The organism is Comamonas antarctica (assembly GCF_013363755.1).
GTDB classification, from domain to species: domain Bacteria; phylum Pseudomonadota; class Gammaproteobacteria; order Burkholderiales; family Burkholderiaceae_C; genus Comamonas; species Comamonas antarctica.
Window position 1 is genome coordinate 588,973 of record NZ_CP054841.1, and the last position, 26,194, is coordinate 615,166.

The 26,194-nt window shown below is 68.2% G+C and carries 21 protein-coding genes; 16 read left to right on the forward strand and 5 right to left on the reverse strand.

All coding sequences use genetic code 11. The features are described 5' to 3' along the window. The first annotated feature begins 14 nt into the window (after window positions 1-14). Complete coding sequence (locus HUK68_RS22020) at window positions 15-3,338, forward strand: type I restriction endonuclease subunit R (protein WP_244146391.1); 3,324 nt, start codon at window positions 15-17, stop codon at window positions 3,336-3,338. 797 nt (window positions 3,339-4,135) lie between these two features. On the opposite strand, the gene HUK68_RS22025 is transcribed toward HUK68_RS22020, so the two are convergent. After that, on the reverse strand, window positions 4,136-5,602 hold the full coding sequence (locus HUK68_RS22025) for a flavin-containing monooxygenase (protein WP_175506374.1): 1,467 nt from the start codon (window positions 5,600-5,602) through the stop codon (window positions 4,136-4,138). A 4-nt stretch (window positions 5,603-5,606) separates the two neighbouring features. Beyond that, window positions 5,607-6,596, reverse strand: coding sequence for a Bug family tripartite tricarboxylate transporter substrate binding protein (locus HUK68_RS22030; RefSeq protein ID WP_175506375.1), 990 nt, complete (start codon window positions 6,594-6,596; stop codon window positions 5,607-5,609). A gap of 130 nt (window positions 6,597-6,726) precedes the next feature. Between HUK68_RS22030 and HUK68_RS22035 the strand changes: the two genes are divergently transcribed. Then, window positions 6,727-7,533, forward strand: a complete 807-nt coding sequence (locus tag HUK68_RS22035; protein WP_175506376.1) for an IclR family transcriptional regulator — start codon at window positions 6,727-6,729, stop codon at window positions 7,531-7,533. 103 nt (window positions 7,534-7,636) lie between these two features. On the opposite strand, the gene HUK68_RS22040 is transcribed toward HUK68_RS22035, so the two are convergent. Then, window positions 7,637-8,959 carry an NtaA/DmoA family FMN-dependent monooxygenase gene (locus HUK68_RS22040; RefSeq protein WP_175506377.1) on the reverse strand — a complete coding sequence of 441 codons (1,323 nt, stop codon included), beginning with the start codon at window positions 8,957-8,959 and terminating at the stop codon, window positions 7,637-7,639. A gap of 202 nt (window positions 8,960-9,161) precedes the next feature. On the opposite strand from HUK68_RS22040, the gene HUK68_RS23465 reads away from it, so the two are divergent. The 6 genes from HUK68_RS23465 to HUK68_RS22070 all read left to right on the forward strand — a co-directional run bounded on the left by HUK68_RS23465 (window position 9,162) and on the right by HUK68_RS22070 (window position 14,534). Then, window positions 9,162-11,285, forward strand: coding sequence for a site-specific integrase (locus HUK68_RS23465; protein ID WP_175506378.1), 2,124 nt, complete (start codon window positions 9,162-9,164; stop codon window positions 11,283-11,285). 11 nt (window positions 11,286-11,296) lie between these two features. After that, window positions 11,297-11,671, forward strand: coding sequence for a fluoride efflux transporter CrcB (gene crcB, locus HUK68_RS22050; protein WP_175506379.1), 375 nt, complete (start codon window positions 11,297-11,299; stop codon window positions 11,669-11,671). Between the two features lie 119 nt (window positions 11,672-11,790). Continuing rightward, complete coding sequence (gene tsaA / locus HUK68_RS22055) at window positions 11,791-12,318, forward strand: tRNA (N6-threonylcarbamoyladenosine(37)-N6)-methyltransferase TrmO (RefSeq protein ID WP_175506380.1); 528 nt, start codon at window positions 11,791-11,793, stop codon at window positions 12,316-12,318. Between the two features lie 76 nt (window positions 12,319-12,394). Then, window positions 12,395-13,159, forward strand: a complete 765-nt coding sequence (gene modA, locus HUK68_RS22060) for a molybdate ABC transporter substrate-binding protein (RefSeq protein WP_175506381.1) — start codon at window positions 12,395-12,397, stop codon at window positions 13,157-13,159. A gap of 18 nt (window positions 13,160-13,177) precedes the next feature. Beyond that, window positions 13,178-13,831, forward strand: coding sequence for a molybdate ABC transporter permease subunit (modB, locus tag HUK68_RS22065; RefSeq protein WP_175506382.1), 654 nt, complete (start codon window positions 13,178-13,180; stop codon window positions 13,829-13,831). Between the two features lies 1 nt (window position 13,832). Next, on the forward strand, window positions 13,833-14,534 hold the full coding sequence (locus HUK68_RS22070) for an ABC transporter ATP-binding protein (RefSeq protein ID WP_434082471.1): 702 nt from the start codon (window positions 13,833-13,835) through the stop codon (window positions 14,532-14,534). Window positions 14,535-14,632: 98 nt separating this feature from the next. On the opposite strand, the gene HUK68_RS22075 is transcribed toward HUK68_RS22070, so the two are convergent. Next, window positions 14,633-15,817: a hypothetical protein gene (locus tag HUK68_RS22075; RefSeq protein WP_175506383.1), complete on the reverse strand. Its 1,185-nt coding sequence runs from the start codon at window positions 15,815-15,817 to the stop codon at window positions 14,633-14,635. A gap of 300 nt (window positions 15,818-16,117) precedes the next feature. On the opposite strand from HUK68_RS22075, the gene HUK68_RS22080 reads away from it, so the two are divergent. Genes HUK68_RS22080 through HUK68_RS22105 form a run of 6 tightly spaced genes read left to right on the forward strand, consistent with a single transcriptional unit; the run spans window position 16,118 to window position 24,260 of the window. Then, window positions 16,118-17,872, forward strand: coding sequence for a potassium-transporting ATPase subunit KdpA (locus HUK68_RS22080; protein WP_175506384.1), 1,755 nt, complete (start codon window positions 16,118-16,120; stop codon window positions 17,870-17,872). 10 nt (window positions 17,873-17,882) lie between these two features. Then, entirely contained in the window at window positions 17,883-19,880 is a 1,998-nt protein-coding gene (gene kdpB / locus HUK68_RS22085; protein ID WP_175506385.1) for a potassium-transporting ATPase subunit KdpB, read from the forward strand. A gap of 10 nt (window positions 19,881-19,890) precedes the next feature. Continuing rightward, entirely contained in the window at window positions 19,891-20,520 is a 630-nt protein-coding gene (gene kdpC, locus HUK68_RS22090) for a potassium-transporting ATPase subunit KdpC (protein WP_175506386.1), read from the forward strand. After that, window positions 20,517-20,816 (forward strand): hypothetical protein, encoded by a 300-nt coding sequence (locus HUK68_RS22095; protein ID WP_175506387.1) that lies wholly within the window; start codon window positions 20,517-20,519, stop codon window positions 20,814-20,816. The genes kdpC and HUK68_RS22095 overlap by 4 nt, the downstream gene beginning before the upstream one ends. Window positions 20,817-20,856: 40 nt before the next feature. Beyond that, the gene (locus HUK68_RS22100; RefSeq protein ID WP_175506388.1) at window positions 20,857-23,523 is read left to right on the forward strand and encodes a sensor histidine kinase; all 2,667 of its coding nucleotides are present in this window, start codon (window positions 20,857-20,859) and stop codon (window positions 23,521-23,523) included. Window positions 23,524-23,525: 2 nt separating this feature from the next. After that, a complete protein-coding gene (locus HUK68_RS22105) occupies window positions 23,526-24,260 on the forward strand; it encodes a response regulator (protein WP_175506389.1) in 735 nt (244 codons plus the stop codon). A 37-nt stretch (window positions 24,261-24,297) separates the two neighbouring features. On the opposite strand, the gene HUK68_RS22110 is transcribed toward HUK68_RS22105, so the two are convergent. After that, entirely contained in the window at window positions 24,298-24,606 is a 309-nt protein-coding gene (locus HUK68_RS22110; protein ID WP_175506390.1) for an antibiotic biosynthesis monooxygenase family protein, read from the reverse strand. Between the two features lie 163 nt (window positions 24,607-24,769). Here HUK68_RS22110 and HUK68_RS22115 point away from each other — a divergent pair, with 163 nt between their 5' ends. Continuing rightward, window positions 24,770-25,339 carry a lipocalin family protein gene (locus HUK68_RS22115; protein WP_175506391.1) on the forward strand — a complete coding sequence of 190 codons (570 nt, stop codon included), beginning with the start codon at window positions 24,770-24,772 and terminating at the stop codon, window positions 25,337-25,339. A gap of 99 nt (window positions 25,340-25,438) precedes the next feature. Continuing rightward, window positions 25,439-26,191, forward strand: a complete 753-nt coding sequence (locus HUK68_RS22120; RefSeq protein WP_175506392.1) for an SGNH/GDSL hydrolase family protein — start codon at window positions 25,439-25,441, stop codon at window positions 26,189-26,191. The last annotated feature ends 3 nt before the right edge of the window (window positions 26,192-26,194 follow it).

The following is a 26,194-nucleotide window of genomic DNA, read 5'->3' on the forward strand; positions in this document are numbered from 1 at the left end:
CACCTCTCCCGACCATGAGCGACCCAGCCACCGAACGCATTTTTCAAGACGACATCATTCGCCAGTTGCTTGCCAATAGCTGGTTGCTCGGCTCGCCGGAAAAGTACAACCGCGAACTGGCCCTGTACCCCGAGGATGCGCTGGGCTTTGTGCAAGAGACGCAAGATGCACAGTGGCAAAGGTTTTGCGCCAACCACCCCAAAGATGCGGAGCAGAAGTTTTTGCAACTGATTGCCACGCAACTGGGCAAGGCCGACCCCAACGCCACGCACAAAGACAGCCGCACCTTTGGCACGCTGGGGGTGCTGCGCCACGAGTTGCGTGACCGCAATGCGCGCTTGTCGCTGTGCCAGTTCAAGCCCGAGCACGACTTGAACCCGGACACGCTGGCCCGCTACGCCAAAAATCGCCTGCGCGTGGTGCCCGAGCTAGTGTACAGCCCGTGGTGTACCGATGCCTGTTTCGCGGCGACCGGTACAAAGGCCAAGGCGTGGCGCATTGACCTGGCGCTGTTCGTCAACGGCGTGCCGGTGGCCACGCTGGAGCTAAAGAGCGAGTTCAAGCAGGCGGTGGACCGCGCTGTGCGGCAGTACAAAACCACGCGCCTGCCTGTGGACCCCGTGGCGCGAAAGCCGGAGCCGCTGCTGACTTTTAAACGCGGCGCGCTGGTGCACTTTGCGGTGAGCCAGTACGAGGTGCACATGGCCACCAAGCTGGAGGGGGAGAGCACGTACTTTCTGCCCTTTAACAAAGGCACGGCGGACGGCGGCGCGGGCAACGATGTGCCGCAGGATATTAGCCGCTACGCCACGGATTACCTGTGGAACGAGGTGCTCCTGCCGGACAACCTGCTCAACATCCTGGCCCGCTTTGTGCACTTGCAAATTGAGGACAAGGAAGACTGGGAAGGCCGCAAGTACAAGAAGGAAAGCCTGATCTTCCCCCGCTACCACCAGTGGGACGTGGTCGGCAAGCTGCTGGCGGCGGCGCGCAGCGAGGGGCCGGGACAGAAGTACCTGATTCAGCACAGCGCGGGATCGGGCAAGTCCAACTCCATTGCCTGGGTGGCGCATCAGCTCTCGGCGCTGTACAAGGCAGACGGCAAAAAGCAGTTTGACTCGGTGATTGTGGTGACCGACCGCACGGTGCTCGATGCGCAGTTGCAAGACACCATCTACCAGTTTGAGCACACCGATGGCGTGGTGGGGCGCATCAACAACAAAGAGGGCGATGGCTCCAAGTCTGAAAAGCTGGCGGCCGCTTTGGAAGCGGCCCAGCCCATCATCATCGTCACCATTCAGACCTTTCCGTTTGTGTTGAAGGCAATTGAAAACAGCGTGAGCCTGAAACAGCGCTGCTACGCCATCATTGCCGACGAGGCGCATTCGTCGCAAAGCGGCTCCACGGCGCGGCAGCTCAAAGAGGTGCTGATGAAGGAAGCCGGTGAAGCGGGAGATGAGGCTGCCGAACTGGATAGCGACGACTTCATTGCCGCCACGGTGGCGTCGCGCCGCGCATCGGGCAATCTGAGCTACTTTGCCTTTACCGCCACGCCCAAGGCCAAGACGCTGGAGCTGTTTGGCCGCGTGCCGCGCCCGGACGAGGTGCCTTCCGCCACCAACAAGCCAGCGGCGTTCCATGTGTACAGCATGCGGCAGGCGATTGAGGAGGGCTTCATCCTCGACGTGTTGAAGAACTACACCAACTACAAGGTGGCTTACAAGCTGGCCCTGAAGGTGCAGGACGCCGATGCAGAGGTGGAAAGCAAGCGCGCCAAGGTCAAGCTGAACCAATGGGTGCGCCTGCATGATCACAACATTGCCCAGAAGGTGATGGTGATTGTGGAGCACTTTAAGGACAACGTGATGGGCTTGCTCGGCGGGCAGGCCAAGGCCATGGTGGTGACCAGCTCGCGCAAGGAGGCGGTGCGCTACAAGCAGTGTTTCGATAAGTACATATCGGAGAAGGACTACCAGAAGATTCACGCCATGGTGGCGTTTTCGGGTGAGGTGGAGTTCACCGACAAAGACCTGGCTGCGGCGGCCCAGATCGGCGAGAAGTTCACCGAGACGAATATGAACCCGAACCTCAAGGGCCGCGATATGCGCAAGGCTTTCGATTCGGACGACTACCAGGTGATGATCGTCGCCAACAAGTTTCAGACGGGATTTGATCAGCCCAAGCTGTGCGCTATGTATGTGGACAAGAAGCTGGTCGGGGTGGAGTGTGTGCAAACCTTGTCGCGCCTGAACCGCACCTACCCGAACAAGGCCGAGACGGGCACCTATGTGCTGGATTTCTTCAACGAACCGGATGAGATTCTGGGGGCCTTTCAGCCCTACTTCCAGACGGCCGAGTTGTTGAATGTGTCCGACCCCAACCTGATCTTTGTGCTGCAAGACAAGCTGCGTGCGGGTGGCATTTTTACGCGGCAGGAAGTGGAGCAGTTCTGCGCGGCGTTTTATGTGAAGAACAAAAGCAACGCGGCGATTGCCAATATCTGCAAGCCGGCGGTGCAACGTTGGCAGCTGCGTTACAAATCGGCGATGGAGTCTTTCAAGATCGCCAAGGAGATGTTTGAGCGCACCCAGAAGACGGGCGATGCGGTGCTGATTGCGAACGCCGAGAAAAGCCTGAAGGAGTGCCAGAAGGAAAAAGACGCGCTGGAAATCTTCAAGAAAGACTTGGGCACGTTTGTGCGCTTTTACGAGTTCATGTCGCAGATCGTGGATTACGACGACACCGACCTGGAAAAGCTGAGCCTGTACGCGCGCAACCTGCGGCCCATGTTGCGTGAAACTTTGCTTGACGAAGACGACATCGACCTGGGCAACGTGGTGCTGAGCCACTACCGCGTGGCCAAGATACGCCAGCAGGATCTGGTGCTCAAAGAAAATAGCGCTGAGTTCAAGCTAGTGCCCGGTGAAGGCTTGGGCACGGCCAAACCAAACGACAAGACGGAAGAGCTTCTGTCGCAGATCATCAGCCGTCTCAATGAGGTGTTTGTGACCGACCAGCTCACCGACAAGGACATGGTGAACTACGCCTATACGATCCGCGACAAGGTGGGTGAAAACGTCAAGGTGATGAAGCAGATCGAGAACAATTCGCCCGAACAGGCCATGCTGGGCGACTTCTCCAAGGCAATAGACGATGCCATCATGGACAGCAGTGAAGCCCACCAGAACCAGATGATGCAGTTGCTGGCCGATCCGAGCAAGGCAGCCAACTTTGCGCGAATAGTGTTTGATTTGCTGGTGCAGGGTAATCTCCCGATTTCCACCGTTACGAGAAGTAGAGCGGTTACGCGGGCAGGTCCAATTGCTGATTTGGGGTAGTGCCGCCCAAGGCTATGTGGCGGCAGTCGTGATGTGTTTTCACCTTGATCTAGCGCGCCCGCTGCATGGCACGACATTGGTCACGCTGCCATCAGCCATACCTTGCAGTAGCGCCAAGCGGGTGCCCAGCAGTTCCAGGAGTCGCGCATCGGGCCGTCGTACTGCGCACGTTGGTAAATCCGCTTGATCCCAAGCAGACTGGTGCTTACAAAAGCCACACTCAGTCCGGCTTTACTACTAGCAGCAAAATATCAAGCTAGCGACAAGTCCGTGTTATCGACAATAGAGCACTTGGACACTGCAACCCAGCAATGAAGCTTGCTCCTGCCTTCCATCTGCATCAGTCACGCGGTAACGGGTTCAGCGGTCTGCTTCTGATCACAGCAGTCGTTCGATGCGGATGTGCGACCGGCAGCTCTCAGCCTGAAGCAACCAGTGACGCCAAAGCGAGCTATGCGTCTATGGGCGATGTCAGTGGCGTAGCTCTGCTTACCGAAATATGCTCTGCAAAGGATAAGGGATTCAGGCATATCTCGAAAAGCGGTGCTCAGGCATATCAACTGACCATGCACCGATATCAATAAGCCATCCAGCGGCTCCCGGCTGTTCGGAGTTTGCGACGCCTACAAAATTTTTGGTGAATCGCAATTCGACCTCCAGGCACCCGCAAAAGCCCAACCACCCAATTTGACTCAGCGCTGTTGGCAACAAAGGACTGCGCAACAACGTCAACCTGAAGGTCAGTGACCTGCCAGAGCAGCCCCGAGTACCGGGCCGGACTTACCGGCCCGGCCCCCTCAGTTATCGGCCGCGCTCAAAGCCCGCACCCCAACGCCCCAAACGCGATCCGCATATTCACTCCCATCCATCTCATCCCCCTCCACCCTTTGCAGATGCCGGACCTGCCATTCCCGGTCCGCCAGGAACAGGTCGCGGCCGATGGCTGATACCAGCCGCGGCACGTTGTGGCGCAGGCTGCCGGTATCGCCGACCGGGCGGCCGTGGCTGGCCATGGCCGGGGCGCCCAGGCAGTGGATGTCGGCGAGCCAGGGCGCGCTGCCCGGATCGGCCTCGGTGAAGGCAAAGCCCGCATCGAGATAGGGATGGCGGCCCAGCTCCGCGTCCGGGTTGCCCCACTCGGGGCGGTAGTGCCGGGCCCAGGTTGCAATCTGCGGCGCGATGCGCGCCAGTTCGGGCCGCGCCGCGAGGTCGACGGCGTAGCCCGTGCCCAGCACCAGATGGTCGAACACAAAGCGGCCATCGGAGGCATCGAGCACGATGTGCTCGCCCTGCTCGCGCAGTTCATGCCATTCGCTGCCCAGATGCAGGTGGAAGTTGTCGAACGCCGCGGCGCGCTGCACGGCGTGGCGCGGCGGGGCGCCGCCGCTTGCGCGGTAGGCGCGCATCAGTTGCCAGCGGTCGGCGTCGGGCAGGGTGTGAAAGAACTCGAAGGCGCCGACATGCGAGAAAGCCTTCATGCGGCTGCCGCGCGCGATATCGGCGCGGCGCGCAAACAGATGCACTTCGGCTGCGCCCTGCTCCAGCGCCGTGGCCGCCGCGTCAAAGGCCGAGGCACCCGCGCCCAGCACCGCCACGCGCTGGCCGGCCAGATCGGGCAGCGGCGCATGGGTATGCGAGTAGCGCGTGGGCGCCAGGGCCTCGCGCACCTGCGGCGGAATGCGCGGCACGCCGCAGCCGTCGACGCCTGTCGACAGCACCAGCTTGCGCGTGACTTCGGTGGCGATGCGGCCATCGGGCAGGCGCAGCGTCAGCTGCAGGCCCCGGCCCGGCAGCGCTTCGATATCCAGCAGCCGCGTCTCGTTGCGGATGGCGCTGCCCGTGGCCGCGCGGTACCAGCGCAGATAGTCGGCCCAGGCCAGGCGCGGAATGCGTTCCAGCGCGGCATAGGCCGCCGCGCCCTGCGTGGCTGAATACCAGGCCTCGAAACTCAGCGCGCCAATGCCGGACTCGGGACCGGTCAAGGCCTTGGCGGTGCGCAGCGTAGGCATGCGCGCCACCGTGGACCACACGCCTTCGCGGCCGGCTGCGTTCTGGTCGATGGTGGCGATGCGGCCAATGCCCGCGCGCCGCAGCGCAAGCCCCATCGCCATGCCGCTTTGGCCGCCGCCGACGATGAACACATCGTGGTCGGTGCCCGCGCGCGGCGGCACCCAGTCGGCGGGCGCGTCGCGCAGCAGTTGCATGTCGCGGCGTACCGCCGCAGCCAGGGCCTGCTCCGCGGTCGTGAAGCTACTGTTGGACATGGTGTCAGCCACGGATCTGCGCCGCCTGGATCACGCGGTTGTTCAATGCGATCTCGGCCTTGATCAGCTCGGTGATCTGCTGCTGCTGCAATGGCAGGATCTCCACGCCCAGCGCCTGCAGTTCCTTGACCACGGCGGGCTTGGCGGCGATCTCGGCATAGGCCTTGAGCAAGGCCTCGACGACCGGCTTGGGCGTGTTGCGCGGCACCGCCGCCAGGAAGAAGTTCGTCGCCTCCCACTTGGGCACGCCGGCCTCGTCGATGCTGGGCACGCCGGGCAGATCGGGCGCCGAGCGCGCGCCGCTGAAGGCCAGGCCGCGCAGGCGGCCGTCGCGCACATACTGGCCAGCCAGCGGGTCGAGCACCAGTTGCACATGGCCGGCCAGCGCGTCGCTCACGGCCAGCGCCGAGCCGCGGTAGGGCACATGCACGATGTCGATGCCAGTGCGCTGGCGCAGGTATTCGCCGGCAATATGGCCGCCCGTGCCGTTGCCCGCGGTGCCGTAGTTGATCTTGCCGGGGTTGGCGCGCGCATAGGCAATCAGCTCGGCCAGGCTGCGGATCGGCAGCGCCGGGTTGACCGCGAGCACGAAGCGCACATGGCCCAGGAACCCCACGGGAACCAGGTCATTGAGCGGGTCGTAGGGCGCGCCGATCACCTGCGGCGCCGAGGTCAGGTTGCCGCTTGAGGCATTGAGCAGCGTGTAGCCGTCGGGCACGACCTGCACCACGGCATTGGTGCCCAGCGTGCCGCCCGCGCCGCCGCGGTTGTCGATGACCACCGGCTGGCCCAGCAGCGCCGACAGTTCGCGCCCGGTGATGCGCGCCACCAGGTCGTTGGTGCCGCCCGGCGGATAGGGGCTGACCAGGTGCAGCGCGCGCTGCGGATAGCCGCTGCCGGCATTGGCGGCCTGCGCCAGTGGCGGCCATGCGGGAATGGACACAGTGCCGGCGCCGGCGAGCAGCAGGCGGCGGCGGGACAGGGAAGCAGTCATTGCAGCTCGTGAAAAAGTGGAAGATACTTCCCATTTTTCAAAGCGGCAGCGATTCGGGCAAGGTAGAAATCCGCATATATTCATGCGTCCTGCGTTGCGTCCCGGTTTTCCCGTCGCGCCGTGCTCACCGATGCCTCCACGCTCCGATGCTTCCCCCTCCGTCCAGGATTCCAGCGCCCTCGCGCGCGGCTTGGCGATTCTCGACTGCCTGCTGCGGGCCGCACGGCCGCTGACGCTGGCCGAGATTGCCCAGGCCACGCAGCTGCCTTCGAGCACGGCGCACCGCCAGCTGCAGTTGCTGGAGCAATTGGGCCGCACCTACCGCGATGCCGCGGGCCGGCATTGCGCGGGCGCGGCAACGCTGGCGCCGCTGCCGCTGGACCATCCGCTGAACCTGCTGCGGCGCGACGCCACCGACGTGCTGCGCCAGTTGCAAAGCCAGTTCTCGGCAACCGCGGTGCTGACGGTGTTTCTCGGCCATCAGCGGCTGGTGATCGAAGCCATCACCGGCCAGCATGCGATTGCGCCCTATATCGGCACCCAGGCGCATGCGCCGTTGCACTGCTCGGTATCGGGCAAGCTGCTGCTGAGCACGCTCGATGCGGCGGCGCGCGCGCAGTTGCTGGGCCCTTCGCCCTACGCGGCACGCACGGCCGCCACGCTCACCAGCCGCAAGGCGCTGGAGGCGCAACTGGAGCGCATTGCTCGGGAGCGCTTGGCAGTGAATCTGGAAGAGAACGTCGAGGGCATCTGCGCCCAGGGCGTGCTGGTGTCCACCGCCGCCGGGCAGGCCATCGGCGCGCTGGCGCTCACCGGGGCCAGCGCGCTGTTCTCGCCGGAACTGCGGGCTGCGATGCTGCCGGTGCTGACGCGCAATGCCAATCTGCTCGGGGCGTCGCTGTCGGCGCATGCGGTGGCGCGGCTGCTGGCGGCGTGAGGCGGGGTGGGATGGTCGGCGCACCGGTTGTAAGATCTGGCCGTTCATCCTTCGACGGGCTCAGGACGAACGGTGAGCTGCGGACGCAGGCACCTGCAGATTTTTAGCGGCTGAAACGCGATTTCGGCACTGCCAGGCCGAGGTTTTCCCGCAGCGTCTCGCCCGCATAGCCCTGGGGCAGATAGCCGCGCCGGCGCAGCAGGGGCACGACCTGTTCGGCGAAATCGGCGAGTCCGCCCGGCATGAAGGGCGGGATGATGTTGAAGCCGTCGCCCGCGCCGGCCTCGTACAGGTCGATCAGCCCCTGCGCCACCTGCTCCGGCGTGCCTACCAGCTCGATATGGCCGCGCATGCCGCCGAAATAGCGCGCCGCCGCGGCCACCGTCAGCGGCCCGCGCGCGCGCAGGCCGGCGAGGATACCCAGCACGCTGCGCTGGCCGTTGGCCGCGGGCTGGAGTTCGGGCAGCTCGTCTTCGAAGCGCAGATGCGACAGCTCAAGGCCCAGCTGGTTGCCCAGCACGAACCGGCCATGCTCCAGGTCGACGCCCTGATCCATCTGCCGCACCAGCGCGCGCGCCTCGGCCTCGGTGGCGCCCAGCACCGGAATCACGCCAGGCATCACGATCACCTCGCGCGGCGTGCGACCGAAATCCGGCAGCGCGGCGTGGAAGCTGCGGCGAAACGCCACCGCGGCTGCAAGCGTCGACTGGCGCGTGAAGATCAGCTCGCCCACGCGCGCGCCGAGCTGCGTGCCCGGAATGGAGGAACCCGCCTGCACCAGCACCGCCTGCCCCTGCGGGCTGCGCGGCACGGGAATCGGCCCGCGCACCTGGTAGTGCCGGCCCTGGTGATGGAGCGCATGCACGCGCTGCGGGTCGACAAAGCGGCCGCCGGCCTTGTCGCGCACGAAGGCGTCATCGTCGAAGCTGTCCCACAGCCCGCGCACCACGTCGACGAACTCCTCGGCCAGCGCGTAGCGCTGCTCATGCGGCGGCAGCTGGTGGTGGTTGAAGTTCTCGGCCACGCCGGCCGAATACGAGGTCACCACGTTCCAGCCCGCGCGGCCGTTGCTCAGCTGGTCGAGCGAGCCGATCTGGCGCGCGACGATATACGGCGCGCTGTAGGTGGTCGACATGGTCGCCACCAGGCCGATGCCCGGTGTCGTGGCCGCAATCGCCGACAGCGTGGCCACGGGATCGAGCCGGCGCAGGCGCGAGCCGCTTTCTCCGAGCGAGGTATCGAGCGAATCGCCCAGGAAGAGCGCATCGAAGCCCGCGGCCTGGGCCATGGCCGCCGCCTGGCGGTGGGCTTCGAAGATGCTGGCATGGCTCACGGCCTGGGGCAGGCGCCAGCCGGCCGAGTGGAAGCCGTCGGTGAAATGGAAGTAGCCGAGTTTGAGAAAGTCCCTGCGCGTCTTGCCGGTCATATGGTTCCGCCCGCTGCCCCTGCGGAAGGCAGCCTGAAAAAGTTCGCTTCAAAAATGGAAAGCTTGTTCCGAATTTGACCGCGATCCGGCGTATCCGTTGGCGCGTTTTTCGCATATCGATATGCGGGGTTGATGCCGCGCCGGGCGCGCGCGGCGGCGCGCAAATATATGATGCGGGCATCCGTTTCCCCCCGACATCCGCATGCCCGACGCCCTTGGCCTGCCCCCCGGCCCGCCCATCGACCGCCTCCAAGTCGTCGATATCGAAGAAGACCCGCCCGCGCCGGAGGCGGCAGAGCGCCCGAAGCGCCGGCGCGGCCGCCCGCCGGGCGCAAAAGCCAGGATCGCCAGCGCCGGCGCGCGCATCTCCGCGAGCGAGACCTCGTTCATGCGCGCGGTGCTGCAGGGCGTCGATGAAAAGCTGGCCGCCAACCGCTACCTGCTGCATCTGGGCAGCATGGACCGGCGCGCCGCGGGCAGCTATCGCGAACAGCTGCAGCAGCGCATCAAACTGGCGCTGCTGAACCTGCCCGAACACCTGCCCCAGCGCGAGCAGGGCCCGCGCATCCTGGCGCAGCTGCTGGCGCGGCCCGAGCCCACGCCCGAGCTGCCGACGCTGGAGGAATTCGCCCAGGGCTTTGCCGAGGACATGTTCAGCGAGAAGGAGCTGATCGCGCTGTACCGCGAGCAGCTCGACGACCGTTTTGGCGAGTCCGGCCAGCGCGCCGGCCCCACGGCCGCCGAGATCCTGCGCGGCAAGCTCGAGGCGCTGCACTGGGTGCAGCTGCATGTCGCCCAGCACCCGCAGCCCGGCGACCCGACGCAGCTCTGGCTCGATGCGGCCATCTGCGCCAAGCTGCGCGTGCATGGCGTGCTGAGCCTGAGCGATGCCATCGGCTGGATCAACCTGCAGGGCCGGCGCTGGCACGCGCAGCTGCCCGGCGTCGGCCGCACGCGCGCGCAGCGCCTGCTGCTGTGGCTCAGCGACCACCAGGAGGCGATTGGCGTGCGCATCCACCACCGGATCGCGCAGGAGATGATCTACGCCGAGTTCACGCCCGCGGCCAGCCTGCTGCCCGAGACGCTGGGCAGTGCGCGCGGCACGCCCGAGATGTTCGGCCTGGTGCCGCTCGAAAGCCTGGCTTGGCCGCTCGATCTGCTGGGCGACGACGGCCTGTTCCGCTCGCACCGCCCCAACACGCTCAAGGCGCACACCGACCGCGAGGCGGTGCAGGCCTGGTTTGCCACGCTGGCCGAGAAATCCGCGGCGACGCAGGACAGCTACCGGCGCGCCGTCGAACGGCTGGTGCTGTGGGCGCTGGTCGAGCGCCGCACCCACCTGTCGTCGCTGGCGACCGAGGATTTCATTGCCTTCAAGGCCTTTTTGCGCGCGCCGCCCGCGCACTGGTGCCAGAAGGCGCCGGTCACCAAGGGATCGGAGGACTGGCGCCCGCTGCGCGGCCCGCTGGCCGACCTGAGCATCCAGCAGACCATGAGCGCGATCGCCACCATGTACCGCGACTGGCATGCGAGCGGCTACCTCGATGCCAATGCGGTGGCCAGCGTGCGCGGCAGCAAGCGCCGGGACATGCAGATGGATGTGATGCGCTCGTTCTCCAACGAGGCGCTGCAGGCCATCCGCACGACGCTGCAGGAGATGCCCGACGGTCCGGTCAAGCGCCGGCTGCGCGCCGCCATCTTGCTGCTGCAGACCGCGGGCCTGCGCCGCGCCGAGGCCGTCAACATGACCTGGGGCCATATCGAGCGCGTGCGCCTGGACAACATGGAGTCCGACATCTGGGCGCTGCGCTTTGCCGGCAAGGGCAAGCGCGAACGCATGGTGCCGCTCAAGCCCGAGACGCTGCAGGCGCTCGAAGCCCATTACCAGGACCGCCTGGCACTGATTGAATCCGGCGCGCTGGCCAGCTACGCCGGGATGCCCAAAAAGGACTGCCCGCTGCTGGGCGTGCTGGACGAGCGCCTGGCGCTGGGCCACGCCGGCACCGTCGGCGACCTGGCCTCGAACGCGCGCCGCGAAACCAATGCCACCGGCGCGCTGTCGGCGGCGCGGCTGCATGGCGTGCTCAAGCAGTTCTTCCGCCAGGTGCAGCAGCAGCCCGGCGCGGGCGACACCGATTTCCTCAAGGCCTCGGCGCACTGGCTGCGCCACACCTTTGCGCACCAGTCGCTGCGCTCGAGCGGCAAGGACCTGGCCGTGGTCCAGCAACTGCTGGGCCATGCCGACATCTCCACGACCGGCATCTACGTCAAGGCCGACATGTCCTCGCGCGTGGCCGCCGTGCTGGGCGTGGAAGCCGCGGTCTGAGGGGGCAAGGCATGGAATTCCTGCTGGTGTTTCTCGGCGGCGGCCTGGGCTCGGCCGCGCGCCATGGCGCCAACCTGCTGGCCGCGCGCTGGCTCGGCACGCAGTATCCGCTGGGCACGCTGGGCATCAACGTGCTGGGCGCGTTTGCCATGGGCGCGGTGGTCGAGTACGGGGCCGCGCGCAGCGGCCTGTCGCCGCAGGCGCGGCTGTTTCTCACCACCGGCATCCTGGGCGGCTTCACGACCTTCTCGACCTTTGCGCTCGAGATCGGCGCACTGCAGCTGCGCGGCGAGATCGCGGCGTCCATCCTTTATGCGCTGGGCACGCTGGTGCTGGGTGTCGCCGGGCTGTATGCGGGCATGGCGCTGGTGCGGGCGCTGCAGTAGGCGGCTGGTCGCGCGCGCAATCCGGGACCGCCACAGGGTCGGCAGGCCGGCTTGCCGGCGCGGCGCCATAATGCGCCACCGCTATCCCTTTGTGGAATAGCGAAACCGGGACATCCTCCATGATCCACCAGCCGCTTCCCTCCCCGCCCATCGCGATGCAGCCCATAGGCTTTGTGCGCAGTCCGTTCCAGTCGCTGCAGGGCATGCCCATCCAGACCGCGGCCGCGGCGCATGCCGAGGGCTGGCTCGATGTGCTGCCGGCGTTCCAGCCCGGGCTGCGCGATATCGAGGGCTTCGAATACCTGGTTCTGCTCACGCATCTGCACCAGGCCGGCGAGCAACTGGAGGTCGTGCCGTTCATGGACACCGTGCGCCACGGCGTGTTTGCCACGCGCGCGCCGGCGCGGCCCAACCGCATCGGCCTGTCCATCGTCCGGCTGCTGCGGGTCTGCGGCGGCCAGCTGCATTTCGCGGGCAACGACATGCTCGACGGCACGCCGGTCTTGGACATCAAGCCCTATGTGCCCGCGCTCGACGTGCGCCAGACCGAGCGCATCGGCTGGTTCGAGCAGGGACTGGAGCGCTTGCCAACCACGCTTTCCGACGAACGCGCGTTGTCGCCGGACGCCGTTGCCGCCAGGACTTGAGCTCGCTCCAAGGTCGGATACCTCTTGTTATGATTTCGCTATTCCGTTTTGGAATAGCGAAATCAAAGGATCCGAGATGACTGCTTCTTCCCGCTGGCTGCTGAAGGCCACCCTGCTGACGGCATTTTCCCTGGGCGCGGTGGCCGTGCAGGCGCAGGAGCTGACGGTTTCCGCCGCCGCCAGCCTGACCAATGCCTTCCAGGCCGTGGGCCAGGCGTTCGAGAAGGCCCATCCCGGCACCCGGCTGACGTTCAACTTCGCCGCCTCGGGTCCGCTGCTGGCGCAGATCCAGCAGGGCGCACCCGTGGACGTGTTTGCCTCGGCCGACCAGGAAACCATGGACCGCGCGGCCAAGGCCAGGCTGCTGGCCGAAGGCACGCGCGCCGACTTCGCGCGCAACACGCTGGTGCTGATCGTGCCCGCCTCGGCCAGCCATGTGCCGCAACAGCTCGCCGACCTGAATGGCGCCGCCTACAAGCGCATCGCCACCGGCACCCCCAGCTCGGTGCCCGTGGGCCGCTACACCATGGCTTCGGTGCAGGATGCAGGCCTGGCTTCGGCGCTGGAATCGAAGTGGATCTACGGCGAAAGCGTGCGCCAGGTGCTGAACTACGTCGCGCGCGCCGAAGTCGACGCCGGCTTCGTCTACCGCACCGACGCGCTGATCGAGAAGGACAAGACGCGCATTGCGCTCACCGTGCCCACGGCCACGCCCGTGAGCTACCCGATCGCGCAGGTCGCCGCCAGCAGGAACGCGGCGCTGGGCAAGGACTTCATTGCCTTCGTGCGCAGCGCTGCGGGCCAGCAGATCCTCGAAGGCTTTGGCTTTTCCAAACCCTGATCACCCGGCGCCCCCACCGTGCTGACCCCTCTTTGGCTGACGCTCAAGATCGCGCTGCTGGCGACGCTGCTGGCCGGCGCGGCCGGCATCGCGCTGGGCTGGTGGATGTCGCAGCGCCGCTTCGCGGGCAAGAACTTCGTCGATGCGCTGCTGATGCTGCCGATGGTGCTGCCGCCCACGGTGCTGGGCTACTACCTGATCGTGCTGATCGGGCGCAATGGCGTGCTGGGCCAGTACCTCGACCGCTGGTTCGGCATCAATCTGATGTTCACCTGGCAGGGCGCGGTGATCGCTGCCGCGCTGGTGTCGCTGCCGCTGGTCTACAAGGCCGCGCGCGCGGCGTTCGAGGACGTCGACGCGCGCTATCCGCATGCCGCGCGCACGCTCGGCGCGGGCGAGTTCGAGACCTTTGTGCGCATCACGCTGCCGCTGGCGGTGCGCGGCATCACGGCCGGGCTGATGCTGGCGTTCGCGCGCGCGATGGGCGAGTTCGGCGCGACGCTGATGATTGCCGGCAACCTGCCGGGCAAGACGCAGACGCTGTCGATCGCGATCTACGATGCGGTGCAGGCCGGCAACGATGCGCAGGCGCTGTGGCTCACGCTGGTGATCTCGGCCGTGTGCGTGGTGGTGCTGGTCGTCTCCAGCCGGCTGCTGCAGGCAAGGCATTGACATGACGCAGATCACTCCCGTACTGGACCTTCACTTGCAGGCGACGCTCTCGTCGCCGGACCGCACTTTCGTGCTCGATGCGCGCTTCACTTCCACGGCCGCGCGCACCGCGCTGATCGGCGCCTCGGGCTCGGGCAAGTCCACGCTGCTGATGGCGATTGCCGGACTGGCTGCGCAGGCGCACGGCCATGTGCGCGTGAGCGGCCACACGCTCCTGGACACCGCGCGCGGCATCGATCTGCCCACACGCGAACGCCGCATCGGCGTGGTGTTTCAGGACTATGCGCTGTTTCCGCACCTGACGGTGGAGCAGAACCTGGCCTTCGGGCTGTGCCGGCTGGGCCAGCGCCCCGACGCGGCGCAGCGCGAGCGCATCGATGCGCTGGTGCGCCAGTTCGGCCTGGAGGCCTTGCGCGCTGCGCTGCCGCGCCATCTGTCGGGCGGGCAGCGCCAGCGCGTGGCGCTGGCGCGCGCGCTTGCGCCCCAGCCCCGGCTGCTGCTGCTCGACGAACCGCTGTCGGCGCTCGATACGCAGTTGCGCGTGCGCCTGCGCGCAGAGCTCGCCGAGATGCTCGAGCGCGTGCAGATTCCGGTGCTGCTGGTGACGCACGACCCGAGCGATGTCGAGGCGCTGGCCCAGGCCGTGGTGCAGCTCGACGCGGGCCGCGTGGCGCGTGTGGACCTTGCGCGCATGCCGGCGTGATCGCATCGCAGGAATTGAAAAAGCCCCCGTTTCGCCAGAAACAAGGGCTTTTTTTCTGCGCGTGACAGGCCGGCGAATGCCGGCTCGTCCTGCGCCGCTTAAAGCTTCACGGCCTTGATGCTGCTTTCGGCGGTGCAGGTCTTGGTGATGCTGTTGAGCGTCCAGCTGTTGGTCACGCTGTCCGTCGAGGTGCCGGTAAGGGCGCCGGTTTGCGCGTCCAGCTTCAGGCGCATGGTGCCGGTGCTCTCGCTGTAGTAGGTGGTCACGGCATTGGACAGCGACACGGAGCGCGGCTCCAGCAGCCGGAACTGCACTTCACCGGTGCGGGCGTTGAAATCGCCCGGGAGGTAGCCGGTCAGGCCGCCTTCCTGCACGCGCACCATCGCCGTACCGCGCTGGGCATTCAGCGCAATGTCGATCACCTCGCTCTCGTTTTCGGCGGGACTGGTGCAGTAGAGGCTGGCCTGCATGCCGCCCGCAAACACCACCTCGGGCGCGGGAACATTCTGGGACACGACGGTGCTGGTGTACTGGTAGCGCACGAACACATTGCCGCTGTTTTCAGCCAGGTCGGTGAGCACCGCCTGCACGATGTTGGCATTGCCGGACTGCAGCAGCCATTCGCCTGCCGTCCGGCCCGTGGTGCCCAGGGGCTTGTTCTGCACTGCGGCCGCCGCCAGCTGCAGCGTGTCGGTGGTCGCGCCGCCCAGCAGCCCGCCGGCCTGGCCGTTGAAATCAACCACGGCCTTGATGACCGCCGCCACGCCCAGCGAGGCGGCCACGGAAGGCACATAGGCTTCGCGCTCCGCGCTCGACAGGATGCCGTCGTGGTTGCTGTCGGCCAGCACGAAATCTGCGGTGGTGAAGTGCGTCACGCGCGCGGCGGGGAGGCTGGTCGCGGTGGCGACGCCGCTGCTGCCCGCGGCGGCAATGACCTGCTCGAGCGTGCCTAGCGTGGACACCAGCTTGATGCCGCCGCTCTTGCTGGCCACCAGGGTCAGCACGCCGGAGCCAAGGCTGCGCGGCACGGCCAGCGTGTAGTTGCCCTGGGCATCGGTGTCGGCCGAGCAGATGGCGGCACTGGCCGCATCGCGCGCCGCGGCGCCGTCGACTTGCAGGCAGACCTTGGCGCCGGCAATCGGCGCGTCGATCACCTGTCCGCTGACGGTCACCGCGCCCGCGGGAACCGATGCGCCGTTGTCCGCGGCGCTGCCATCACTGCCGCCACCACCACAGGCGCTCAGCAGCGCGGCCAGGCCCAAGGCCGAAAGCTTGTAATTCATCGTTGTACGCATTGGGGTCTCGTTTTTGTCATGAAAACCCCATGATTGTGACATATGTAACAAGAAGAAATTGCGCTTTTGCGCACGCCAACCAGCTGCATGAATGGCCCCCAATGCACCGGCATGGCCGCGCAGAATTTACGCCGAATTTATGCGCCTGCCGTCTTGCGGCATGGCAAATTTACGCGCCCTGGGCGAACAATGGATTTGGCTATATCGCCTGCCAATCCGATACCCCCATGCTTCGCGTTTCCCCTTTCTTCTCTCCACCCGCCCCGGACCTTCACGGAGTGCTGCACCATGCTTGAATGGGGCTTGTTTCTCGCGTTGCTGCTGGCCCTGGGCTGGCCGCTGGGGCATTACCTCGCGGCCGTCATGCGCGGCGCGCCCATGCGCGGCGATTGGCTGTTCGGCTGGCTCGAACGTTCGATCTACCGCCTGCTGGGCACGCGCCCCGACATCGGCATGGGCTGGCGCGGCTACGCCGCAGCCTTCTTGCTGAGCAACCTGCTGCTGGCACTTGCGGTCTGGGGCATCTTCATGACCCAGGCCTGGCTGCCGCTCAATCCCGATGGCGTGCCGAACATGCGCTGGGACCTGGCGCTGCACAGCATGGTCTCGTTTCTCACCAACACCAACCAGCAGCATTACTCCGGCCAGGCCCAGCTGTCGTATCTGGCGCAGATGACCGGGGTCATCGGGCTGCAGGTGGTCACGCCGGTGATGGGCTTGGCCGTGGCCGCGGCCACGCTGCGCGGGTTGCTGGGAGGGGTAGCGCCGAGCGGGCCAGCGCCTAGCGGGCCAGCGCCACGCGGGTCAGCGCCAACCGCCCCAGGCGCCGCGTCGAGCGGCATCGATGTCGGCAACTACTGGGCCGATGTGGTGCGCGCCACGCTGCGCTTCGTGCTGCCGCTGTGCCTGCTGCTGTCCTTGCTGCTGACCTCGCAGGGCGTGCCCGCGACGCTGGCCGCCGGCCCCGTCGCGGCTCCGGTCGAGAGCAGCGCCACGTTCAGGGAGCAGAAGATCCCGCTGGGCCCGGTCGCGCCCATGGTCGCGATCAAGCAGCTGGGCAGCAATGGCGGCGGCTGGTATGGCCCGAACAGCACGGTGGCGCTGGAGAACCCGACGCCGCTGTCGAACTTCCTGCAGCTGCTGGCCATCGCGCTGATTCCGGTGTCCATCATCTTCATGATCGCGCCGTTCACCGGCCGGCGCCGGTTTGGCGCCCTGGTGTTCGGCAGCATGCTGTGCCTGTCGCTGCTGTCCACGGGGTTCTCGCTCTGGTCGGAGGCCCATTCCGCCACTGCCGCCGACAGCGCGCTGATGGAGGGCAAGGAACTGCGCCTGGGCGCCGAGGCCGCGGCGCTGTGGGCCGCGACGACCACGCAGGTCAACAACGGCTCGGTCAACCTGATGCTGGATTCGGCCGCGCCGCTGACCGGCCTGGCGGCCCTGAGCAACATGCTGATCAATGCGATCTGGGGCGGCGTCGGCTGCGGGCTGCAGCAGTTCATCGTCCACCTGCTGCTGAGCGTGTTCCTGGCGGGGCTGATGACCGGGCGCACGCCGGAGCTGTTCGGCCGCAAGATCGAGGCACCCGAGGTGCGGCTGCTGGCGGTGCTGGTGCTGTGGCAGCCGCTGGTGATCCTGGGCTTCACCGCGGTGGCGCTGGCCGTGCCCGGCCTGGCCGGCAACTCCAACCCGGGCTTCCACGGCCTGAGCCAGGTGTTCTACGAATATGTCTCGGCGTTTGCCAACAATGGCTCGGGCTTCGAGGGCCTGGCCGACAACACGCTCTGGTGGAACCTCAGCGCGGCCTTCGTGCTGGCCGCGGGCCGCTATCCGGCGCTGCTGATTCCGCTGGCGCTTGCGGCCATGCTGGCGCGCAAGCGCCGCGCGCCCGAAAGCCCGGGCAGCCTGCAGGTGGAGACTCCCACCTTCGCGCTCACGCTGACCGCCATCGTTGTGATTCTCACGCTGCTGCAATTCATGCCGGTGCTGGTGCTCGGCCCGGTGGCCGACCATCTGGCCCTCGCGCCGCTGCGCGCGCCCTGAAGGAAACTCCATGCGAAACGCACACTCCCAAGAGAGCCTGCGCCCGGCGCTGATCGCCGCGTTCACCAAGCTCGCGCCGCAGCACATGCTGCGCAATCCGGTCATGGCCGTGGTCTGGGCCGGCACGCTGCTCGCGGCCGCAGCCACGCTGGCCGGCCTGGCGGCACCGGGTTTCGGCATGGCCGTGACCGCCATCCTGTTGATCACCGTGCTGTTCGGCAACTTCGCCGAAGCGGTGGCCGAGTCGCGCGGCCGCGGCCAGGCGGCGTCGCTGCGGCGCGCGCGCCAGGACCTGATGGCGCGGCGCATCGACGCCGCGGGCGGCGAGGCCCGCGTGCCCGCGGCCGAACTGCGCCCCGGCGACCAGGTGCTGGTCGAGGCCGGCGAGCTCGTGCCGGCCGACGGCGAGATCGAACAGGGCCTGGCCTCGATCAACGAGGCGGCCGTGACCGGCGAATCGGCGCCGGTGCTGCGCGAGGCCGGCACCGACCGCTCGGGCGTGATTGGCGGCACGCTGGTGCTGTCCGACCGCATCGTGGTGCGCGTCACCGCCGAGCCGGGCCACAGCTTCCTCGACCGCATGATCGCGCTGGTCGAAGGCTCGAGTCGGCAAAAGACGCCCAACGAGATCGCGCTGGGCCTGCTGCTGATGGTGATGACGCTGACTTTCGCCATCGTTGTCGCGACGCTGCCCTTCATTGGCGGCTTCGTCGGCGTCGAGGTCAATCCGGTGCTGCTGGTGGCGCTGCTGGTATGCCTGATTCCGACCACCATTGGCGGGCTGCTGCCGGCCAACGGCATTGCCGGCATGAACCGCGCGCTGCAGGCCAATGTGCTGGCCAAGTCGGGCAAGGCCGTCGAAGTCGCGGGCGACATCGATGTGCTGCTGCTCGACAAGACCGGCACCATCACCCATGGCGACCGCCAGGCCACCGCCTTCCACGCCCTGCCCGGCGTGGGCTTGCCGCAGCTGCGCGAGGCCGCGCTGCTGGCCTCGCTCGCCGACCCGACGCCCGAAGGCAAGTCGGTGGTGAAGCTGGCCGGCCTGGCGCTTGAGGCACCCGCCGGCGCGCAGTTCGTGCCGTTTTCGGCGCAAACGCGCATGTCGGGCGTGGACCTGCCGGGCGGGCGCGTGATCCGCAAGGGCGCGCTGGCGGCAATGGCCGCGCATGTGCGCGCGCTGGGCGGCCAGGTGCCGGTGGCGCTGGAGCAGCGCGTGGCCGACATCGCGCGCACCGGCGCCACGCCGCTGGTGGTCAGCGACGGGCGCCAGCTGCTGGGCGTGATCGCGCTGTCGGACGTCGTCAAGCACGGCATCCGCGAGCGTTTCGCGCAGCTGCGCGCAATGGGCATCAAGACGGTGATGATCACTGGCGACAACCCGCTCACGGCGGCGCATATCGCGGCCGAGGCCGGGGTCGATGACTACATTGCCGAGGCGCGGCCCGAGGACAAGCTCGCGCGCATCCGCGCCGAGCAGGCCGAAGGCCGGCTGGTGGCCATGGTCGGCGATGGCACCAATGACGCGCCCGCGCTGGCCCAGGCCGACATCGGGCTGGCGATGAACTCGGGCACGCAGGCCGCCAAGGAGGCCGGCAACATGGTCGATCTCGACTCCGATCCGGCCAAGCTGCTGGCCGTGGTGGAGATCGGCAAGCAGCAGCTCATCACGCGCGGCGCGCTGACCACCTTCTCGCTGGCCAACGACGTGTCGAAGTACTTTGCCATCCTGCCCGCGCTGTTTGCCGTGGCGATTCCGCAGATGGCCGCGCTCAACGTGATGCAGCTGTCGAGCCCTTCGAGCGCGGTGCTGTCGGCGCTGGTCTTCAACGCCGTGATCATTCCGCTGCTGATTCCCCTCGCGCTGCGCGGCGTGCGCTTTCGCGCCGCGGGCGCAACCGCGCTGCTGCGCCGCAACATGCTGGTCTACGGCCTGGGCGGGCTGCTGCTGCCTTTCATTGCCATCAAGCTCATCGACCTGCTGCTGTCGACGCTGTTCCACCTCTGAGGGTTCTGTCATGGATATTTCCACTTTTCCCGGCGCTGCGCCGGCCCCGGCCCCGGCCGCGCTGGCAGCGCGCGGCCTGCTGCGCGGCGCCCTGGGCCTGACCGGGCTGACGCTGGCCGGTTTCGGCTTTCTCTACGCGCTGGCCGGCGTCGGGCTGGGCCAGGCGCTGTTTCCCGCGGCCGCCAACGGCAGCCTGCTCGAGCAGGGCGGCCGCGTGGTCGGCTCGGCGCTGGTGGCGCAGCCGTTCACGGGCGCGCGCTACTTCCAGCCGCGGCCTTCGGCGGCGGGCTACGACACCATGGCCCTGGCCGGCAGCAACCAGGCGCGCAGCCACCCCGAACTGCGCGCGCGCCTCGATGCGGCGCGCGCCGCGGTGGCGCAGCGCGAGGGCATCGCGCCCGCCGCCGTGCCCGCCGAGCTGTTCACCCAATCGGGCAGCGGCAGCGACCCGCATATCAGTCCCGAGGGCGCCGCCGTGCAGATCGCGCGCGTGGCGCAGGCGCGCGGCATGCCGCGGGCCGCGCTGGAGCAACTGGTCGCGCAGCATACCGAGACGCGGCAGCTGGGCGTGCTGGGTCAGCCGCGGGTGAATGTGCTGGCGCTCAATCTGGCGCTGGATGCCAAGGAAGCAGCGCGATGAGCCGTGAACTCGCGGTGGGTGTCGCGGCTGGCGCCGAGCGGCTGGAACTGGTGGTGCTGGGCGGCTCGCCGCGCCTGTGCCGGGCAAGCTTTCCGTCGACTCCCATTGGCTGGGCCGCCGTGCGCGGATTTCTTGCCGGGTACCGCCGGCCGGTGCGCCTGGCCGTGGCGGGTGCGGCGGCGCTGGGCTTTGCGTTGGCCGTGGGCAACACGCCGGAGCGCCGCGTGCTGATCATGTCCCCTGGACCCGCGAAATCGGCGCTGCAACTGGCTGTGCAGGCGAAGAATCACCGGTAGGCTTGGCGCATGCACTACATGAACTTCCAGGCGCCCTGCGATGGGCGCTGAGCAGGCCGCGCAGGCCAACGCGCTGATCGGCGCGCTGCAACGCGAGGGCGCGGGCCGGCTCACGCTGTTCCTGGGCGCCTCGCCCGGCGTGGGCAAGACCTGCGCGATGCTGGCGCGCGCGCGTGAACTGCTGCGCCAGGGCCAGGACGTGGCCATCGGCATCGTCGAGACCCACGGCCGCGCCGAAACCCAGGCCCTGGCCGAGGGCTTGCCGCTGGTGCCGCGGCGCAGCATCGACTACCAGGGCCGCCGGCTCGACGAGATGGACCTCGACGCGCTGCTCGCGCGCCGCCCGGCCGTGGCGCTGGTCGATGAACTCGCGCACCGCAACGCGCCCGGCAGCCGCCACGATCGGCGCTGGCAGGATGTCGAGGAACTGCTGGACGCGGGCATCGATGTCTACACCACGCTCAACATCCAGCACCTCGAGAGCCTCAACGATGTGGTGCACCAGATCACCGGCATCCGCGTCGCCGAGACCGTGCCCGATGCGCTGCTCGAGCGGCTGCGCGACATCCGCCTGGTCGACCTGCCGCCGCGCGAGCTGATCGAGCGCCTGCACCAGGGCAAGGTCTACCTGCCCGATCAGGCCGGGCAGGCGCTGCAGGCGTTCTTCTCGCCCTCGAACCTGACGGCGCTGCGCGAGCTGGCGATGCAGACCGTGGCCGACCATGTCGATGCCGACCTGCGCGAAACGCGCAGCGCGCGCGGCCTGGGCGGCATCGCGCTGCAGCGCCATGTGCTGGTGGCGATCGACGGCCAGGGCCAGTCCGAATACCTGGTGCGCGCCGGCGCGCGCCTGGCCGAGCGCCGCGGCGCGCCCTGGTCGGTGGTCTGCGTCGAGACGCCGCGCAGCCTCGGGCGCGCGCGGCAGGAGCGCCAGCGCGAGATCGACAAGGCCTTTGCGCTGGCCCGCAACCTGGGCGGCGGCACCGAGATCCTGCATGGCGCCGACGTGGCCCAGGTGCTGCTGGACGCGGCCGCGGCGCGCGGCGCGCGCTCCATCGTCATCGGCCGCACGCGCGAACGGCCGGTCGCGCGCATCTTCAACCGCACGCTGACGCAGCAGCTGCTGCGGCGCGGCGCGCGCTACGAGCTGACCATCGTCAGCACGCCGCAGGCGCGCCAGCGCGCACGGCTGCGGCATGGCGTGAACGCCGAGGCCCTGGGCTGGCGCGCGCCGCTGCGGGCCTTGCTGGCCACCGCGGGCGCGGCCGCCGCCGCGGCGCTGGGCCAGCGCTTTCTCGGGCTCGAAGACCTGTCGATGGTGTTCCTGCTGGCGGTGCTGCTGGTGGCCGCGCGCAGCCGCCTGGCCACGGCCGTGGCCACCGCCGTGCTGTGCTTCTTTGCCTACGACTTCTTCTTTCTCGACCCGCTGCTGACGCTGGCCATCGGCTCGCACGGCGGCGTGGCCACGGCGGCGATGTTCCTGGCCACGGCGCTGATTGCCGGGCGGCTGGCCTCGCAGCTGCGGCAGCAGGTCGTGGCGCTGCGCGCCGCCAATGCGCATGCGACAGCGCTGCAGAGCCTGGGGCAGCAGCTGTCCAAGGCCGCCGACCTGGGCCAGGTCATGGCCGCGGGCGCGGCCGCGCTGCAGTCGACGCTGCAGGCGCGTGCCTGGATCCGCATCCAGGGTGCCGCGGAGCCGGCCGCGAACGCCGCGCTGCTGGACGACAAGGACCTCGCGGCCGCGGACTGGACCGAGCGCCACGGCCAGGCCAGCGGCCGCTACACGGACACGCTGTCGCAGTCGGCCTGGTGGTTCCTGCCGGTGCGCTCGGACCAGCAGCAGCTGGGCGTGGCCGGGCTGCAATGGCCGGCGGGCATGGCGCGGCTCGGCTTCGAGCAGCGGCGCCTGGCCGAGAGCATGGTCGAGGACATCGCCCAGGCCGCGCTGCGCGCGCGCCTGGTGGCCGATCTCGAGGCGGCGCGCGTCAGCGCCGAGACCGAGCGCCTGCGCTCGGCGCTGCTGTCGTCGGTATCGCACGACCTGCGCTCGCCGCTGTCGGCGATGATAGGCGCGGCCGGCAGCCTGTCGAGCTACGGCAAGGACATGGGCGAGGACGACCGCCACAGCCTGCTGCAGACCATACGCCTCGAGGGCGAGCGCCTCGATCGCTACATCCAGAACCTGCTCGACATGACGCGCCTGGGCCAGCAGGGCCTTGCGCTCGAGCGCGACTGGATTGGCGTGGACGAACTGGTGGGCTCGGCCGCGCGGCGCCTGCAGCGCTATGTCGGCCACGCCCGCGTCGAAGCCGAGATCCCCGACGGCCTGCCGCTGGCGCATGTGCATCCGGCGCTGGTCGAGCAGGCGCTGTTCAATGTGCTGGAAAATGCCGCCAAGTTCTCGCCGCCCGGCGCCGCCATCCGCGTGCTGGCGCGCAGTACCGAGGCCGGGTTGCTGCAGATCGACGTCTGCGACCAGGGCCCGGGCATTCCCGAGGACGAGCGCCACCGCATCTTCGACATGTTCTACAGCGTCGAGCGCGGCGACCGCGGCCAGCAGGGCACGGGACTGGGCCTGACCATCGTGCAGGCCATCATTGGCGCGCACCTCGGCAGCGTCGAGGCCCTGCCCGGGCCGCAAGGCCGCGGCACCACCATCCGCCTGACGCTGCCCTGGGGCGAGCCGACGGCGCCAGGAAAGCATTGAACATGGAACAGCCATCCACCCAGACCGCGGCCCTCGCGGCGCGCGTGCTGGTCATCGACGACGAGCCGCAGATCCGCAAGTTCGTCGACATCAGCCTGCGCTCGCAGGGCTACGCCACCTTGCTCGCCGATACCGGCGAGCGCGGCCTGGCGCTGCTCGCCACCCAGGGCGCCGACCTGGTGATCCTCGACCTGGGCCTGCCCGACCGCGACGGCCAGCAGGTGCTCAGGGAGCTGCGCCAATGGTCGCGCGTGCCGGTCATCGTGCTCACGGTGCGCTCCAGCGAGACGCAGAAGGTGGCGCTGCTCGATGCCGGTGCCAACGACTATGTGACCAAGCCCTTTGGCATCGAGGAGCTCATGGCGCGCATCCGCGTGCTGCTTCGCAACGCCAGCCGCGCGCCGGATGCCGAGCCGGTCTATGACGACGGCGTGCTGCGCATCGACCTGGCGCGGCGCGAGGTGCAGTTGCGCGGCCAGCCCGTGGCGCTGACGCGCAAGGAGTTCGCGCTGCTGTCGCTGCTGGCGCGCCAGCCCGGGCGCCTGCTGACCCAGCCGCAGCTGCTGCGCGAGATGTGGGGCCCGACCCATGCGGACGACGCGCACTACCTGCGCATCCTGGTCGGCAAGCTGCGCCACAAGCTCGGCGACGCGGCCGCGGCGCCGCGCTACATCCTGACCGAACCCGGCGTGGGATTGCGCTTCCAGGCGCAGGAGCATGGGCAGGCCGCGGATTGAGGCGCAGCCACCGATGCGGCAGCGCCGCCGCGCGCCCTCAGTTCGGCGCGCGGCTGTCGACCACCATGAAATGCTCCACATGCGGCGGCTGCGCGAAGAACGGGCCGATCAGCGCGCGCCATGCGGTGAAGGCCGGCGACTGGCGAAAGCCGACGGTGTGGTCTTCGAGCGTTTCCCAATGCACGGTGAGCACATAGCGGCCCGGGGTCTCGATGCAGGCCAGCACGCTGTGCCCGGCATAGCCCGCGGCCTGCGACAGCACGGTCTGCACGGCGTTCTTGAGCACCGGGCCAAACGCTTCGTGCTGCTCGGGAGCGATCTTGAAATCCACCACTTCGACAATCATCGGCATCTCCAGACAAGCCCGGGCACAACGGCAGGCCCGGGAACTTGGCCCACTGTACGGGGAAAAGCGCCGGCGCCGGCGCGCCCTTGGCTGGTTTGGCGCGGCTGCCGTATGCTGGCGGCAAAGCGCTCCCCCCTCTCTTGCTCCGTGAAAGGCCTGTCCCATGCTGCGTTTTTCCCCTACCCGCCAAGGCCGCCTGAGCTGGCTGGCCCTGGCCATCGCCACGGCGGCCCTGCTCGGTGCCTGCACCAGCACGCGCCCCCCCGCGGGGGTCGAGGCCGTCACGGCGTTCGACCTGCAGCGCTACCAGGGCCGCTGGTACGAGATCGCGCGGCTGGACCACCGCTTCGAGCGCGGCCTGACCGATGTGTCCGCCACCTACACGCCCCAGGCCGACGGCAGCGTGCAGGTGGTCAACCGCGGCTTCTCGCCGGCATCGGGCGAATGGCGTGAAGCCGTTGGCAAGGCCCGCTTCACCGGCGCGCCCACCACCGGCTCGCTCAAGGTCTCGTTCTTTGGCCCGTTCTATGGCGGCTATCACGTGGTGTCGCTCGACGCGGACTATCGCTGGGCGCTGGTGGTCGGGGCAGATCTGGACTATTGCTGGGTGCTGGCACGCGACAAGACGCTGGACCAGGACACGCGGACCGCGATCGTGGCCCGCGCCAGGGCGCTGGGCGTGGATATCGATGCGCTGATCTGGGTGCAGCACACCCAGGTCGACCCACGCTGAGCGCGGTCCAGTCAGCGGCCATGGCGCCGCGCGTCGGCGCTGCGACTCAGCCTTGCGGACTACATCCGTCCCAAGCCTTCGCGCCCTAGACTGCAGACCATGCACAAACCGTCCAGACTGGTGAGGCCCGCCCTGCTGGCAATGCTGGTGGGCGCCGTCCTCATGGCATCCGGCTGCGCGCCCTGGCGCCTGAACGAGGCGCGCGCGCTGGTCGAGCGCAGCGAGCCGCTGCAGCGCCTGCCCGCGGACCCGGCGCAGCGCCTGTTGATCGTCGGCGACAGTACCGGCGTCGGCACCGGCGCGACTTCGCCGCAGACCAGCCTGGCCGGCCTGCTGGCCCAGGCCTGGCCGCGGCTGGAGATCGACAACCGCGCAAAGAACGGCGCGACCTTTGCCGATGTCCGCGGGCAGCTCGAAGCCGCGACCGGGCGCTACGATCTGGTGCTGGTGCAGGCCGGTGGCAATGACGTGATGCGGCTGCGCTCGGAGAGCGCGATGCGCGGCGATATCGAACGCGTGGCCGAACTCGCGCGCGCGCGCAGCGCGCATGTGCTGATCATGCCGGCCGGCAATGTCGGCAACGCGCCGTTATTCTTTCCCCCGGTGTCCTGGTACCTGAGCGCGCGCTCGCGCACGCTGCACGGCCTGGTGCGCGAGGCCGCGGCGCGCCACCAGGCGGTGTATGTCGACCGCTACCAGGAACGCGCCCAGGACCCCATGGCCCGGCAACCCGACCTGATGTATGCGGCCGATGGCCTGCACCCCAGCGACGCCGGCTACAGCAACTGGTTCGAAGTGCTCAGCCAGCAAGCCTCCCTGAGCGCATTGCTGGCGCCGTCGCAGGCGCGCTGACGG

What these genes read in the sequence shown, in the direction of transcription:
- HUK68_RS22110 (WP_175506390.1), bottom strand. Translation starts at nt 24,606, where the DNA reads ATGATTGTCGAAGTGGTGGATTTCAAGATCGCTCCCGAGCAGCACGAA.
- HUK68_RS22120 (WP_175506392.1), top strand. Translation starts at nt 25,439, where the DNA reads ATGCACAAACCGTCCAGACTGGTGAGGCCCGCCCTGCTGGCAATGCTG.
- HUK68_RS23465 (WP_175506378.1), top strand. Translation starts at nt 9,162, where the DNA reads ATGCCCGACGCCCTTGGCCTGCCCCCCGGCCCGCCCATCGACCGCCTC.
- kdpC (WP_175506386.1), top strand. Translation starts at nt 19,891, where the DNA reads ATGGATATTTCCACTTTTCCCGGCGCTGCGCCGGCCCCGGCCCCGGCC.
- tsaA (WP_175506380.1), top strand. Translation starts at nt 11,791, where the DNA reads ATGATCCACCAGCCGCTTCCCTCCCCGCCCATCGCGATGCAGCCCATA.
- kdpB (WP_175506385.1), top strand. Translation starts at nt 17,883, where the DNA reads ATGCGAAACGCACACTCCCAAGAGAGCCTGCGCCCGGCGCTGATCGCC.
- HUK68_RS22095 (WP_175506387.1), top strand. Translation starts at nt 20,517, where the DNA reads ATGAGCCGTGAACTCGCGGTGGGTGTCGCGGCTGGCGCCGAGCGGCTG.
- HUK68_RS22070 (WP_434082471.1), top strand. Translation starts at nt 13,833, where the DNA reads ATGACGCAGATCACTCCCGTACTGGACCTTCACTTGCAGGCGACGCTC.
- crcB (WP_175506379.1), top strand. Translation starts at nt 11,297, where the DNA reads ATGGAATTCCTGCTGGTGTTTCTCGGCGGCGGCCTGGGCTCGGCCGCG.
- HUK68_RS22030 (WP_175506375.1), bottom strand. Translation starts at nt 6,596, where the DNA reads ATGACTGCTTCCCTGTCCCGCCGCCGCCTGCTGCTCGCCGGCGCCGGC.
- HUK68_RS22035 (WP_175506376.1), top strand. Translation starts at nt 6,727, where the DNA reads ATGCCTCCACGCTCCGATGCTTCCCCCTCCGTCCAGGATTCCAGCGCC.
- HUK68_RS22100 (WP_175506388.1), top strand. Translation starts at nt 20,857, where the DNA reads ATGGGCGCTGAGCAGGCCGCGCAGGCCAACGCGCTGATCGGCGCGCTG.
- HUK68_RS22040 (WP_175506377.1), bottom strand. Translation starts at nt 8,959, where the DNA reads ATGACCGGCAAGACGCGCAGGGACTTTCTCAAACTCGGCTACTTCCAT.
- HUK68_RS22075 (WP_175506383.1), bottom strand. Translation starts at nt 15,817, where the DNA reads ATGAATTACAAGCTTTCGGCCTTGGGCCTGGCCGCGCTGCTGAGCGCC.
- HUK68_RS22105 (WP_175506389.1), top strand. Translation starts at nt 23,526, where the DNA reads ATGGAACAGCCATCCACCCAGACCGCGGCCCTCGCGGCGCGCGTGCTG.
- modA (WP_175506381.1), top strand. Translation starts at nt 12,395, where the DNA reads ATGACTGCTTCTTCCCGCTGGCTGCTGAAGGCCACCCTGCTGACGGCA.
- HUK68_RS22080 (WP_175506384.1), top strand. Translation starts at nt 16,118, where the DNA reads ATGCTTGAATGGGGCTTGTTTCTCGCGTTGCTGCTGGCCCTGGGCTGG.
- HUK68_RS22025 (WP_175506374.1), bottom strand. Translation starts at nt 5,602, where the DNA reads ATGTCCAACAGTAGCTTCACGACCGCGGAGCAGGCCCTGGCTGCGGCG.
- HUK68_RS22020 (WP_244146391.1), top strand. Translation starts at nt 15, where the DNA reads ATGAGCGACCCAGCCACCGAACGCATTTTTCAAGACGACATCATTCGC.
- HUK68_RS22115 (WP_175506391.1), top strand. Translation starts at nt 24,770, where the DNA reads ATGCTGCGTTTTTCCCCTACCCGCCAAGGCCGCCTGAGCTGGCTGGCC.